The organism is Thiohalorhabdus sp. Cl-TMA (assembly GCF_041821045.1).
Taxonomy (GTDB): Bacteria; Pseudomonadota; Gammaproteobacteria; order Thiohalorhabdales; family Thiohalorhabdaceae; genus Thiohalorhabdus; species Thiohalorhabdus methylotropha.
In genome coordinates this window covers 158,840-170,968 of sequence record NZ_JBGUAW010000003.1, presented here as the reverse complement: position 1 = coordinate 170,968, position 12,129 = coordinate 158,840, and the positions used below count along the sequence as shown (strand labels likewise).

The window sequence follows — 12,129 nt, the reverse complement described above, 5'->3', positions numbered from 1 at the left end:
GATCCACTCATTGGGGGATTTCCGCGGGCACCTCCCCCGGCTCGGATGTCCGCTCTTCGGGAACCGCCATGTGCGAGAATAACAGAATTACCGTTCTAGTAATCCCCTAAAAGGTGGTAGGCAGGCACGCCCGCCCCCGGGGCGGCAGGACGGAAGCCGCTTATGGGACCCGCTTTCCGGCACGAAGGAGGCTTCCGGACAGCCGGACCAGCCCGGCAGTTGCCAGGAGCACGGCCACGAGTACCGGCCCGAAGGGCTGGTCCCAGGCCATGGCCGCCACGAAGGCCGCCAGGTAGGCGCCGACGCCCAGGCTGGTGCTCACCAGCAGGGCGGCCCGCCACCCGGAAGCCAGGCCGAAGGCCGCCCAGGCGGGCAGGAAAGCCAGGGCGAAGGCGCCCATGAGGCCCACCGTGGCCGTGCCCAGAGCCATGCCGGCCGCCGCCAGGAGGTCGAAGGCCAGGTGCCAGCGCCAGGCCGGCAGACGATTGGCGCGCTCGTGCTCGGGGAAGAAGCGTGCCCGAATCAGCCGGGGCGTGATCCAGGGAAGCGCGGCCAGGGTGAGCAGGGCGAACATCCCCAGGCCCAGCAGCTCGGGCCAGCCGGAGAAATAGAGCTGGCCGTCCACCATGGCGTGGGCCAGGGATTCCCCCAGGGCGGTATTGGCGGCCAGAACCAGGGTGGTGCTCCATCCCAGCAGGATCATCTGGGCGTAGGCGGTATTACCGCGCGCCGCCGCGAATCCCTTGAACAGGGCGGCTACCCCCGCCGCTGCCGGTCCCCCGGCAATCGCCGGAATCCCCAGACCCATGCCACCCAGGGCTCCGGCGGCGGAAATGTGCGCCAGGCCCAGGGCCGCCAGCCACTCCTCCCGCAAGCGCAGCAGGTTGCCAAGCAGCGGGAGCGTGAGCGCGGCCAGCAGGCCCGCGGCCAGGGGAAGACGGAAAAGCGGGTCCGTGAAGGCGGCTAGCGGACTCATGTGCCCACCTCAAGGCGCCGGGTGGCCGCCCGGTCCAGGAAGGATGTCTCATGACTGACCAGCAGCAACGCCTCCTCGCTCCGCCGCGCCTCCAGTAGTTCGACCAGCAGGTCGAGGCTTTCCTGATCCAGGTTGTTGGAGGGCTCGTCCAACAGGACCAGGTCCGCTTCCCCGCCCAGGCAGGCCCAGATGTTCAAGATCTGGAACTGCCCCCCGGAGAGCCGGTCGATGCGCTTCTCCAGCAATGGCCCCAACCGCCCCGGCGGCTCGGTCTTGTCTGCCCCCATGCACCTCAGGAGCTCGCGCCCCTTGAGCGGCATCTCCCCGAGCCGCAACGGTTGCTGGGTCTGGTAGGCAATGCGCAGGTTTTCGGCCACCTCCAGGCGGCCCCGGAAAACCCGGGCGGTTCCCGAAACGGCCTTGAGCAGCGTGGACTTCCCCGCGCCGTTGGGACCCCATAGGCCCACCACTTCCCCCGGGTGGACCCGGAAGGACACCGGTCCGAGCACCGGCTGCTCATAGCCCACCACCAGCTCTTCGGCGACCACCAGCGGCGGGCCGGGCTCCTCCCCGCCCTCTTCGTCTGCCCGGCCCCCCGCATGGGTGGCCTGAACCGTTGTCCGGAACATGCGCATCTCCCTTCGTTCTTGCGGCCAGCGGCCTCCCGGTACCCCCCCGTAACGGAGCGCCGGGACGCCGCTGGCAGCGGCGTCCCCCGCTTACCGGGCGCCGGCGATGGCGCTCACGTAGTCGTCGATCAGACCGAAGTAGTCCTCGGCCGTGGCCCCGAGCGCCGGGTCCAGCGGCAGCGAGGCCGTGTCCCAGCCGGTTGCCTCAGCCACCTTCCGCACCGGACCCCTCGGGTGATAGGGGTGCCGGATAATCACGCCCGGCTCCCCGTCCTTCAGCTTGCGGATCAGACTGCTCAGGTGGGAGGCCGACGGCGGAATGCCGGGCTTGGGCTCCAGGTAGCCGTGGATGGGCACCTCCAGCCGCTGCATCAGGTAGTTGATGTCCTTGTGGAAGGCCACCACCCCGGGCGCATCGGCCACTTGCTCCTTCCATCCGGGAAGCCGCCGCTGCACGGCCGAGCCGAGCTCCTCCGCGCGCTGGCGGAAGGCCTCCCGATGGGCGCGGTCCAGCTCGCCGAGGCGGGCCGCCAGGGCCTCGGCAACGCTGGCCATGCGCACGGGGTCCAGATTCACATGGGGATCTCCGGAAGGATGGACGTCCCCCATGGCACGGTCCGCCCGCTGGTATTTGCCGGTAAGCTCTACCTGGGCAGCGGCTTCGAAGTAGCCCTCCCGGCCCGGCTGGATGGCGGGATTGGCGGCATTGTCCACGGCGGCGGGCAGCCAGCCCACCTCCAGCTCGCCGCCCACCGCCAGCACCAGGTCCGCCCGGCGCAGGACCCGGATCATGGAGGGCTTGGCCTGCAGGTAGTGCGCATCCCGGTCCGGGGGCGCCAGGGTGGTGACGGAGACCTGCTCGCCGCCCACGGTGCGGGCGAGCATGGCCATGGAAGTGGTGGTGGCGGCCACCCGCACCTCCGCGACGGCCGGAGCGGCCATGGCCAGCAGCAGGGCGAGCGAAAACAGCAAACGTTTCATGGTTCTTCCCTTTTTTCGGTTGCAGCCGGCGGACACGCCCGAAAAGGGCGCCGTCCGCTCCTCACGCCGAGCACCCCGCGCCTAGAAATCATGCGCACCGTGCTGGCCCATGCTCAGGATGTAGCGGAGGTAGTACTGATTGGCCGTTTCGTAGCCGTCGCCGGTGGCGATCCTCGGCCGCGACCACTGGGCCTGGATGCGCGTGAAGTGGCTGGGCGTCCAGGTAAGGTTGGCGGAGACCCGGCTGGAGCTGTCGTATTCCGCTGGTTGCCCGGGCTTGCCGACCTTTTTCTCATTGGTCAGACCGACCATCTCGTACCGGGCACCGGCCCGCCAGTTGGCGGCAAACCCATAGCGGCCCTGGACGTAGAAGCCGTCCTCGGTGAATTCCCGTTTGGCGCCCTCGGCGGCCGGATTCGCCGCGTGGTAGGCCACCTCCAGGTCCTTCACGGCGTACAGGTACTCGGCGCTGAGCTTGAGGTCGCCCTTGCCGTACTGGTCCGGGGCGTCGTAGGCATAGACGGCCTCGGCGCCGGCCACCCAGGACTCGCCGCTCAGGATGTGGCTGACCGGCTCGGAATGGAGCTCCTGGTGGTCGGTGGCGAATAGGCCAGAGACCCCGAGCAGCAGCTCGTGGCTGTAGCCCAGATTGGGGGCGAGCTCCGCGAACACCGTAAACAGACGGGGACCGTCCTCCGGGGTCCCGAGGCGTTCCGCCAAATCCGCGTTAAGCCTCGCATCCTCGATGGCCTCTTCGCCGTCGAAGCGGCCCACCACCTCCTGGTCGCCCTGCAGCGCTTCCACGCCGAAGCGGGTATAGAAAGGCGTGGCGGGGGTCCAGGTGAGCTGAGCCCCGGTATCCATGATGCCGTGGGCCCCCAGCAGGTACTTGTAGGGCAGGTTCTGCTCCATGAATTCCCACTGGTGGCGATGCTTCTCGTTGTGGTAGCCGAACCCGGAGAGGAACTTGCCGCCCTTTGCCTGCAGACCGGCTGGCAAGGCGCGGGTGGTGAAGTAGGCTTCCTCCAGGTTCACCCCGCCGTCGTCCAGGATCACCGCCTGCACGAAAGCGTCGAAGTAGGGATCGACGCTGGCGGAGAAGAACAGCTCCGTGGGCTTGAGGTTGAAGCCCTGGGCCTCGCCCCCGTGGCCATGGCCATCACCGTGCCCGTGCCCCCCGTGGGCATGATTGATGCCCTCGGCCATGCCGGTGAGCTCGTCGGCCTCACCGTCGCGATCGTCCCAATAGGCGTTGCCCTCGAGGATCACCGAGATATCGGGATTGAAACGGTTGCCGGAGGTCACCTCGGCGGAGCTGGCGCCGCTGGCTCCGGCACCCATATAAGGGGCGGATTGCCCCCATGCGGCCTCCCCCCCGCCCAGGGCGAGAGTGAGGCCCAACAGCCAGGCAGTACGCTGCATGGAATTACCCTTTCCATAGCGATCCATTGGCGCGGACAGACGCCCCGCCCGCTTCGCGATGCGGAAACGGTGCTTGGTCTGTACGCGGCAAGCTTGTCGGTATCGTTTCTACGAAAGGGCCGGGGAAGGGGGATCACGGGCGGCTGCCGCCGTGCGGACCGCCTGGGGCCGGATCGGCTGGGGGGGAAGGACGGCAATGACGGGCTGCTTTTCGGGGAGTATTCCGCCGCCGCTGCCGGCCAGTGCCGTGGCGTGGGAGATTACACAGACTTCGCAGACCGGGTCGCCGTCCGCCAGGGCGTGGTCCATGGCGTGCACCTGCATGGCCGCCTGGCCCATGAACAGGCCGAGCAGCAGGAGCACGAGCCGCCAGTAGCGGCCCGGGGCATCCGGGAGCAGGTCGGGATTTCGGCGATTACGGCGGTTCACTGGGCTGCGGCGCCTTGTCGGTGCGAAGTACTGATTCGGAATGTTATACTATAACAACTCTCCACTCACAAGGATCGATCCCTTGTCCGAACAGCTTCCCGCTACCCCCTTCCCGGACGAAGAACCGCCAGAGCTTGCGGAGCGCCTGGAACGGGCCCGCGCGCTCTGCGCCGGCCGGGGCCTCCGGCTCACCGCCATGCGCGAGCAGGTATTGCGGCTCATCCTGGCGGCCCGGAGACCGGTCAAGGCCTACGAGCTGCTGGAACGGCTCCGGGGAGAGCACGGCAAGGTGGCGCCGCCCACTGTCTACCGTGCCCTGGCCTTTCTGGAGGAGGCGGGGCTGGTGCATCGGCTGGAGAGCCGCAGTGCCTTTACCGGCTGCACCGAGCCGGGTCACGGCCATACGCCCCAATTCCTGCTATGCCGCCGGTGCGATACGGCGGCGGAGCTGGCCGTTCCCGGTCTCGTCGGAGAGATCGGCCGCGAGTCGGAGGCACACGGCTTCCTGGTGGAGGATCTGGTGCTTGAGGTGCGGGGGCTCTGCCCGGCCTGCCGCTCGGCGGCTCCGGACCGGGCCTGAGGCGGACCGCCGCTACAGGAAGCCACCCTGGTGGTGGCCGAGGTCCATGTTGTACTGCAGGAAGACCCGGTTGCTGCTGTTCTCGTAGCTTCCCTGCTCGATGTCGGAAAGCGACCAGCGGACCCGCAGGCTGGAATGCTCCGTGGGCGACCAAGTGCCCTGGGCCGCGATGTGGCTGGAGCTGCTCCAGGTCTCGCTTCCGGCCATGCTCTCCTGCCCCTTGCCGCTCACCAGCCCGACCACTTCCAGGCGTACGTCGGCCTTCAGGTTGGGCTCGAACCCGTATCGGGCCTGCAGGTAGTAGCCTTCCTGGCTACCCTCTTCCTCCGTGCCCACCTGGGCCGGATCCTCGCCGTGATAGGCCACATCGAGATCCTTCACCGAATACAGGTACTCGGCGGTCAGCTTAAGCTTGCCCTTGCCGAAGGGGGTGGGATTGCTGAGGCCATAGGCCCAGTTGGTTCCGGCCATCCAGTAATCGCCCTTCAGGAGCTCGGTGGAGGGATCGTAGTTGAGCTCCTGGTGGTCGGTGGAGAAAACGCCGTACACGCTGCCCTGGAGCTCCTGCTTGGCACCGATGTCCGGAGCGACCTCCGCGAAGGCCGTGAACAGGCGCGGCCCGTCCTTGGGCTCTCCGTGCCGGTCCACCAGCTCCTCGCCCAATCCGGCCCCTTTCAGGACCGAGGCACCGTCGAACCGGGTCAGAAGCTCCTCGTCCCCCTGAAAGGCCTCCACGCCGATTCGGGCGTGATAATCGGTACCGGGCTTCCAGGTGAGCTGGATTCCCGTATCCCGCAAGTAAAAGGGCTTCTTCAAGAACCAGTACGGCACGTGGCCCTGGCTGTACCCCCACTGACCCGGATGCTTCCGGTGCGGATAGCCGAGGTCGGAGCGGAAGCGTCCCACCTTCAGTTGCCAGCCCCCTGGACTGGTCCGGCTCTCCAGGTAGGCCTCCTGGAGCTGCACCTCGCCGTTGCCGCCCATGGCGCCCTGGACCAGGGCGTTGAAATAAGGCTCCACGGAGGTGGAGAAGTGGAGGTCGTCCGGACGCAGATTGAAGCCGGGATCGCCGACGGCGCTCAGGCCCGGACCGCCCTCCTCCCCACCGATGGCGTGGATACCCCGCCCCGGCGGAGCGGGCTGGAGAGAAGCGGCGAGCGTATTCTGGGACAAGAGGATAACGAGGCCGGCCAGCAGCCAACGGCGCTTACTGGGTCGCCCCCTACGCCCGAGTAAGGGAGAACGGAAACTGGTGTCCATCGCTGCCGGGGTGAATCCCTATATATATTCCCTAAAGGGATTAGGGTTCTCCTGTAACCGGCGCGATTATGGCACCCCTCGGGCGGCTGTAAAAGGCCCTATTTCGGCCGTACTGGCCTAAAATTTCCTTTTCACATTGAAATCAAATGGTAGCGAATAACTACTCACTTTTCCGGGGGAAGGGAGCGCCCCCCTACGAGGGCGGAAGGAAGAGCATGAATTGTTATTACAAAACGGAATTTCCCGGGCAAAACGCGCCCGTGCCACGGGCGAAAGCCCGCCGGATCCGGTACAAAGCTCGGGGGAGAGGCTGCGTCAGGGGGGGAAGATTGCCCGGCCGGACGGTCCCGTCCGGCCGGCAATCGATGCGGGCTTAGTGGTCGTGACCGCCCGGACCGTGCACGTGGCCGTGATCGAGCTCTTCCTGGGAGGCATCGCGCACGTCCACCACGTTCACGTTGAAGTTCAGGGTAACGCCGGCCAACGGATGGTTACCGTCCACCGTCACCTCCTGGTCGCCGGTCTCCAGCACGGTGAGGATCCGCACGCCCTCGTCGGTCTCCGCCTGGAACTGCATGCCGGGCTCGATCTGGTCCGCACCCTCGAACTGCTCGCGGGGGATCTGCATGACCATGGAATCGTCCCGCTCGCCATACCCCTCCTCGGGGGTTATGGTCACCGCAACGTCCTCGCCGGGACCCTTGCCTTCCAGGGCCCGCTCCAGGCCGGGGATGATCTGTCCGTTTCCATGGATGTAGGCCAGCGGCTCACGGCCCTCGGAGGTGTCGATCACCTGGTCGTCGGCATCCTTCAGGGTGTAGTCGATAGAGACGACCCGGTCTTTAGCAGCCTGCATGATGAATTCCTTCTGCTGAAAAATGGCTCAGTCGGAGGCGTTTCTCCAAGCCTATCCGCCTGATTCAGATACTCGCTACCCTACGATAACCCACCAACCGGAGGGAGACCAACCACTCCGGGCTACAGACCCCGTATTTCCAGCAGATCCCGGATCTCCCCGTAGGAAAAAACCGGACCATCGTGGCAGACGAAGTACGGCCCGATCTGGCAATGCCCGCAACGACCGTTGCCGCAGTGGTGGTTGCGCTCCAGGCTCAGCCAGAGATCGTCCGCGTCGAACCCTCGCCGCTCCAGATCGTGCGCCGCCGCCCGCATCATGGGCTCGGGACCGCACATCATGACGGTGGTCCCTTGCGGCCGGAGAGTGACGCGGTCGAAGAGCTCGGTTACCAGCCCCACGTGGCCCGGCCAGTTGGCCCCGGCCACATCGGCGGCCAGGCCCACCTCCGTGTCCGGCTGCCGCTCCCAATGCTCGTAGCGGGGCCGCCAGAGGAGGTCGGCGCCGTGCTTGACCCCCTGCAGGACGGTCAGATGACCGAAGCGTGCCCGGCGGGCCATGATGTACTCGATGACGGAGACCACCGGCGCGCAGCCCAGGCCGCCGGTTACTACGAGCACGTCCCGCCCCTCCGCCCGCTCCATGGGCCAGCCGCGCCCGAAGGGTCCCCGCAGGCCGAGCCGATCACCCTCGGCCAGGCGGACCAGCGGTGTGGTCACCCGGCCCACGCGTCGTATGGTGTGTCCGATCAGCTCGGGCTCGTCGGGATCGGAGCTGACGGAGATGGCCACCTCCCCCACGCCGAACACGCCGAGCATGTTGAACTGCCCCGGCTGAAAGCGGTAGGCGCGGCGCGCCCCGGGATCGGTGAGGCGCAGCCGCAGGGTGGTGATGTCCGCCCCCTCGGCTACTCGCTCCACAACCTCCGCCTCCTCCGGAAGCCACGCCCCGCCCTTACGCATGGTCCGATTCCCGCCCCAGAGCGGCTATTTCCTCGGTGATATCGATGCCGGTAGGGCACCAGGTGATGCATCGACCGCACCCCACGCAGCCGCTGCGGCCGAACTGGTCGTGCCAGCCGCCGAGCTTGTGGGTCAGCCACTGGCGGTAGCGGTTGGTAGTGGTGGCTCGAACCACGATGCCGTGGATATAGCTGTGGCCGCTGGTGAAGCAGGAGTCCCACTGGCGGACCCGGTCGCTCACCCGACCTTCCAGGTCCGGCACCGTTTCCAGGCTGTGGCAGAAGCAGGTTGGACAGACGTTGGTGCAGTTGCCGCAGGACAGGCAGCGCTCCGCCACCTCCTCCCAGCGCGGGTGGGTCTGGCGCTCGAAAAGGAAGTCGCGGAGGTTGCGTGAAGGCAGACCGCGAACCTGCGCCCGCGCGGCGGCCTCGATCTCGGCATTGGCGCACCGGTTCTGCGCAGCCTCCGCGGACTCGGTGGGAAGGGCCTCGAGCACCGTCCGCCCGGCCTCGCTGCCCCCCTCCACCAGGAAGCCCTCGTCCAGCTCCGAGAGCGCCAGATCGAAGCCGTACTCCGCGCGCGGGCCGTCCCCGGTGGAGGCGCAGAAGCAGGTGTCCGCGGGATGGGTGCAGTTCACCGCCACCAGGAAAAGCCGCTCGCGGCGGGCCTGGTAGTGGGGATCGGGCTCGCCCTCCAGGAAATGCCGGTCCTGAATGGCGAGTCCTGCCAGGTCGCAGGCGCGCACGCCGATGACCGCCAGGGGCTCCACGTCCACCTCCTCGGCCTCGAAATGCAGACCGTCTTCCTCCCGCCGCGCCCGCCAGAGGGTCTCCCGGGGGGCGAAGGTGAGCGGCTTGAGCGCCGTGGGCCCATTGGCCCAGGCGAAGTAGCGGCCCGTCCCCTCCTCCAGCCGATAGCTGCCCGGGGCCTGCCGATCCCGCAGACCGAAGCAGAGGTCATCCACCCCGACGACCTCTTCCATGACGATGGCCCCTTCCCGGACCCGCGGGCCCAGACAACGGTAACCGCCATCCTGCAGGACGCCGAGCAGGGCAGAGAAACGTTCGCGGGGCAGAAATCGGTCGGCCATCCGGGAACCCCAGGCGCTGGACTCCCCGACCTTTTTACCCCCGCGCCGCCCCCTCTGCCAATGACAAAAAAGCCCGCCGCTGGGCGGCGGGCCGGATCTCGCGTGCCGAGCCCGGATCAGAAGTCGATGTTCTTGTCGGCTTCCAGCGCGGCGCCCACGAAGTCGCCCATGGTCTTGTAGGAGGCGGTGGCCACCCAGTTCGACTCTCCGACGTCCCGGGCCACCCCGCAGGCCTTGCAGACCCAGACGGGCACGCCCTTATCCACCAGGGCCTCCATGGCGTCCTTCATGGCGGGCATGTTCACCCCCTGCACATGGGGATACACATTCTTGTTGGCCAGAACGGCGCCTTCCCCCTGCAGCCACACGGTCACTTCGTGGCCCTGATCCGCGGCGGCCTTGGCGGCCAGCACGCCGAGGGTGGCCTGGGTAGGGTCATCAGTACCGTGCGTCACGGATACGACCACTTTCATGGCGGATTTACCTCATCTTGCCGGTTCGGTTGGTACAGCGAATGCGGTTCATAGCGGCACAAAGAACCGATTTTAACGCATGGATCGCCCTTACGGACCCCTACGGGGTACTCCGGAAACGCATTGGGCGTGTTCTTGTCCCTCCGTGCCCATCTTTGGGGGATGCCCGAAATACGCAGCACCGATACGGAGAAAAAATTAATCATTTCAATTCAATCACCTGCGTACCAGTAGCCCGCCTTCGCGGTGCTAAAGGGTTTTATTTTGGCTATAAACCCCGGAATTGCCTCCATAAGCAATTCTTTTCGGGTAGCGGATGGTACTGCTTTGTTACTTAGCCTGTCCGACCCCGAAGGCACCTGTAGGAGCGGTCTCCTGGCCGCGACCGTGGACCCGGTTTCGGGAGGTCGCGACCTGGAGGTCGCTCCCACAAGGGCAAATCGAGGCCAATTCAGCCCTCTAACAAAGCAACAATAGGCGGGCGTGCCATCTGGACGAAAAGTGGCATCCCGTCTACATTAATCTTGACAATACCTTACCGCTTTCCTTGGTTAATGGGCGGAGCGACCAATGACCGATACGGTGCATCTTCGCGAAAGCCTCCGGGCGGCGGGGACCCCCGAATTCGAGCAGACCCTGCGGGAGGAGATCCTGCGCAACAACTGGGGCGTGCCGTTGGAGGATTTCTGCCCCATGGAGGCCTGGCCCGGCTTCGATGTGGACCTGAGCCTCTCGGTACACCGCCTGGAGGAAGTGGACCGGACCCTCCGGGTGAAGGCCTTCGTTTCCTTCACCGGGCGCATACCCTCCTATTGCGCCGACCATGCCCATACCGTGCCCGCGGATGGGTTCCTGCGCATCGCCATCGACAAGGATACCGCCGAGGCGCACTTCGAGACCGACCCTATGGGCGCCTGACCGGACTGACAGGCCGCCTTTTCCCGGAATCCGCTTTGATTCCGGTGCGGGACCCATCCGCGCCGCATCCCCTGCCCGCCGGAAGACCGGGCACTGGCGCCAACCCTTTCTTTTCCCGGGTACTCCGGTCCATTCCTCAGGAAAATAAGGGAAGACCCTAGACGGGCCGAACCGGAGCGTGAGAGTATGCGCTCACTTTCAAGAAAGCTCCGGGTACTTGGGACTGATGACCACTTCGCGCGTTGCCCGTCTTGTCATGCTGCTCGTGCTCGCCGCCCCCCTGGCCGCATTGGCGGAGGACACCCAGATCCCCATGCGCCAGAAGAAGACCGCCACCTTCTACGTGCCGGTTCAACTGGGGAGCTCCTTTTCCGGGGAGTTCCTCGTGGATACCGGATCCAGCCACATGGCCATCCGCGAATCCACCCTGCGGGATCTGCAGGAGCAGGGGCATGCGCGCTTCGTCAAGAATCTGGCGGGCCGCATGGCCGATGGCAGCCGCAAGGTAGTGCCCGTTTACCGCATCGACCAGGTCCGGATCGGCAAGAACTGCCTCATAGAAGGTGTGGAAGCGGCCGTATTTCCGGACAGTGCCCGCCCCATCCTGGGACTGAGCGCCCTTCGCCAGGCGGCTCCGGTACGGTTCTCCATGAATCCGCCCACTCTGCAGCTGAGCCGGTGCGGCGGCCGCACCGCCGCCACCGGCGGATCGGGCGCCGTGGCCCAGGCCGAATCCCGCGAGTAGCCCTACCCTACTGAAAAGCCGGGAGGACGGGCCTCCCGGCTTTTCTTGCTCGCAAGCGCACGGACGCGGGAAGGGCGGATCTCACATGCCGCCGCCCTGGCGCTTCTGCATGCCGCCCTCCTCCTGGGCCCGAAGGTCCGCCTCGAACTGGGCGAACTCGCCCTCGTCGAGGTTCTCGTCCTCGTCGGTGTCGTATTGCCCGAAATTCTCGGAGAGCATGTGGGGGCCGGCTTCCTCGGCCTCTTCCAGGCTCACCACACCGTCACCGTTGGTATCGTATTCCTCGAACTTCGGGCTTTCCTCCGTCATACCGGTCTGATCCTCCTCGAACTGGGCGAACTCGCCCTCGTCGAGGCTTTCGTCCTCGTCCCGGTCGTAATCCTCGAGATTGCCGGAGAGCGACTCGGGGCCGTACTCCTCCGCTTCGGCGGCACTGATCTCCCCGTCGTTGTTGACGTCGTACTCGTCGAAGTTGAGCAGCTGCGTGCCCTCGAAGCGGGCGAACTCCCCCTGATCCAGGCGGTCATTGTCGTCCGCATCGTACTGCTCGAATTCCTCGGCGAGCATATCCGATTCGGCTTCCCGGGCCTCCTCCAGGCTTATGGTTCCGTCCCCGTCGGCATCGATTTCATTGAACTTTCCCGCGTCGCCGGCGTGGGCGGCCCCCACCGGTCCGATCAGCAGGACGGCGAGCAAGGCGAGACTGCGATTCCATTGCATGCCGCAATTCCTTTGCTGAGGGATGCAGTGACATTACACAAAAGGGGCCCGTGCAGGCCCCTTATAGGCTGCGGGCGGGAGTAGCGGG

14 protein-coding genes are annotated in these 12,129 nt (G+C 66.4%); 3 read left to right on the top strand and 11 right to left on the bottom strand.

Features of this window, described 5'->3' with window-relative positions; all coding sequences use genetic code 11:
- Positions 1–160: 160 nt before the first annotated feature.
- From ACERLL_RS05235 to ACERLL_RS05215, 5 genes are all read right to left on the bottom strand, one after another.
- A complete protein-coding gene (locus tag ACERLL_RS05235) occupies positions 161–976 on the bottom strand; it encodes a metal ABC transporter permease (RefSeq protein ID WP_373655010.1) in 816 nt (271 codons plus the stop codon).
- Positions 973–1,605 carry an ATP-binding cassette domain-containing protein gene (locus ACERLL_RS05230; RefSeq protein WP_373655009.1) on the bottom strand — a complete coding sequence of 211 codons (633 nt, stop codon included), beginning with the start codon at positions 1,603–1,605 and terminating at the stop codon, positions 973–975. Before ACERLL_RS05230 ends, ACERLL_RS05235 begins: the two co-directional genes overlap by 4 nt.
- A gap of 90 nt (positions 1,606–1,695) precedes the next feature.
- The gene (locus ACERLL_RS05225) at positions 1,696–2,586 is read right to left on the bottom strand and encodes a metal ABC transporter substrate-binding protein (protein ID WP_373655008.1); all 891 of its coding nucleotides are present in this window, start codon (positions 2,584–2,586) and stop codon (positions 1,696–1,698) included.
- An 81-nt stretch (positions 2,587–2,667) separates the two neighbouring features.
- Positions 2,668–4,008 (bottom strand): hypothetical protein, encoded by a 1,341-nt coding sequence (locus ACERLL_RS05220; protein WP_373655007.1) that lies wholly within the window; start codon positions 4,006–4,008, stop codon positions 2,668–2,670.
- 108 nt (positions 4,009–4,116) lie between these two features.
- Positions 4,117–4,437 carry a hypothetical protein gene (locus ACERLL_RS05215; RefSeq protein ID WP_373655006.1) on the bottom strand — a complete coding sequence of 107 codons (321 nt, stop codon included), beginning with the start codon at positions 4,435–4,437 and terminating at the stop codon, positions 4,117–4,119.
- 82 nt (positions 4,438–4,519) lie between these two features.
- Between ACERLL_RS05215 and ACERLL_RS05210 the strand changes: the two genes are divergently transcribed.
- Complete coding sequence (locus ACERLL_RS05210; RefSeq protein WP_373655005.1) at positions 4,520–5,017, top strand: Fur family transcriptional regulator; 498 nt, start codon at positions 4,520–4,522, stop codon at positions 5,015–5,017.
- A gap of 12 nt (positions 5,018–5,029) precedes the next feature.
- On the opposite strand, the gene ACERLL_RS05205 is transcribed toward ACERLL_RS05210, so the two are convergent.
- From ACERLL_RS05205 to ACERLL_RS05185, 5 genes are all read right to left on the bottom strand, one after another.
- Positions 5,030–6,190, bottom strand: coding sequence for a hypothetical protein (locus ACERLL_RS05205; protein ID WP_373655004.1), 1,161 nt, complete (start codon positions 6,188–6,190; stop codon positions 5,030–5,032).
- A gap of 460 nt (positions 6,191–6,650) precedes the next feature.
- Positions 6,651–7,133, bottom strand: a complete 483-nt coding sequence (locus ACERLL_RS05200; protein ID WP_373655003.1) for an FKBP-type peptidyl-prolyl cis-trans isomerase — start codon at positions 7,131–7,133, stop codon at positions 6,651–6,653.
- A gap of 122 nt (positions 7,134–7,255) precedes the next feature.
- Positions 7,256–8,095 carry an FAD/NAD(P)-binding protein gene (locus tag ACERLL_RS05195; RefSeq protein WP_373655002.1) on the bottom strand — a complete coding sequence of 280 codons (840 nt, stop codon included), beginning with the start codon at positions 8,093–8,095 and terminating at the stop codon, positions 7,256–7,258.
- On the bottom strand, positions 8,088–9,185 hold the full coding sequence (locus ACERLL_RS05190) for a 4Fe-4S dicluster domain-containing protein (protein ID WP_373655001.1): 1,098 nt from the start codon (positions 9,183–9,185) through the stop codon (positions 8,088–8,090). The genes ACERLL_RS05195 and ACERLL_RS05190 overlap by 8 nt, the downstream gene beginning before the upstream one ends.
- A gap of 116 nt (positions 9,186–9,301) precedes the next feature.
- A complete protein-coding gene (locus tag ACERLL_RS05185; RefSeq protein WP_373655000.1) occupies positions 9,302–9,658 on the bottom strand; it encodes a DsrE family protein in 357 nt (118 codons plus the stop codon).
- A gap of 570 nt (positions 9,659–10,228) precedes the next feature.
- Here ACERLL_RS05185 and ACERLL_RS05180 point away from each other — a divergent pair.
- Together ACERLL_RS05180 and ACERLL_RS05175 are read left to right on the top strand one after the other, a co-directional pair.
- Positions 10,229–10,576 (top strand): hypothetical protein, encoded by a 348-nt coding sequence (locus ACERLL_RS05180; protein ID WP_373654999.1) that lies wholly within the window; start codon positions 10,229–10,231, stop codon positions 10,574–10,576.
- Positions 10,577–10,802: 226 nt separating this feature from the next.
- The gene (locus ACERLL_RS05175) at positions 10,803–11,321 is read left to right on the top strand and encodes a retropepsin-like aspartic protease (RefSeq protein WP_373654998.1); all 519 of its coding nucleotides are present in this window, start codon (positions 10,803–10,805) and stop codon (positions 11,319–11,321) included.
- 81 nt (positions 11,322–11,402) lie between these two features.
- On the opposite strand, the gene ACERLL_RS05170 is transcribed toward ACERLL_RS05175, so the two are convergent.
- Positions 11,403–12,041 (bottom strand): EF-hand domain-containing protein, encoded by a 639-nt coding sequence (locus tag ACERLL_RS05170; RefSeq protein WP_373654997.1) that lies wholly within the window; start codon positions 12,039–12,041, stop codon positions 11,403–11,405.
- Positions 12,042–12,129 lie beyond the last annotated feature (88 nt).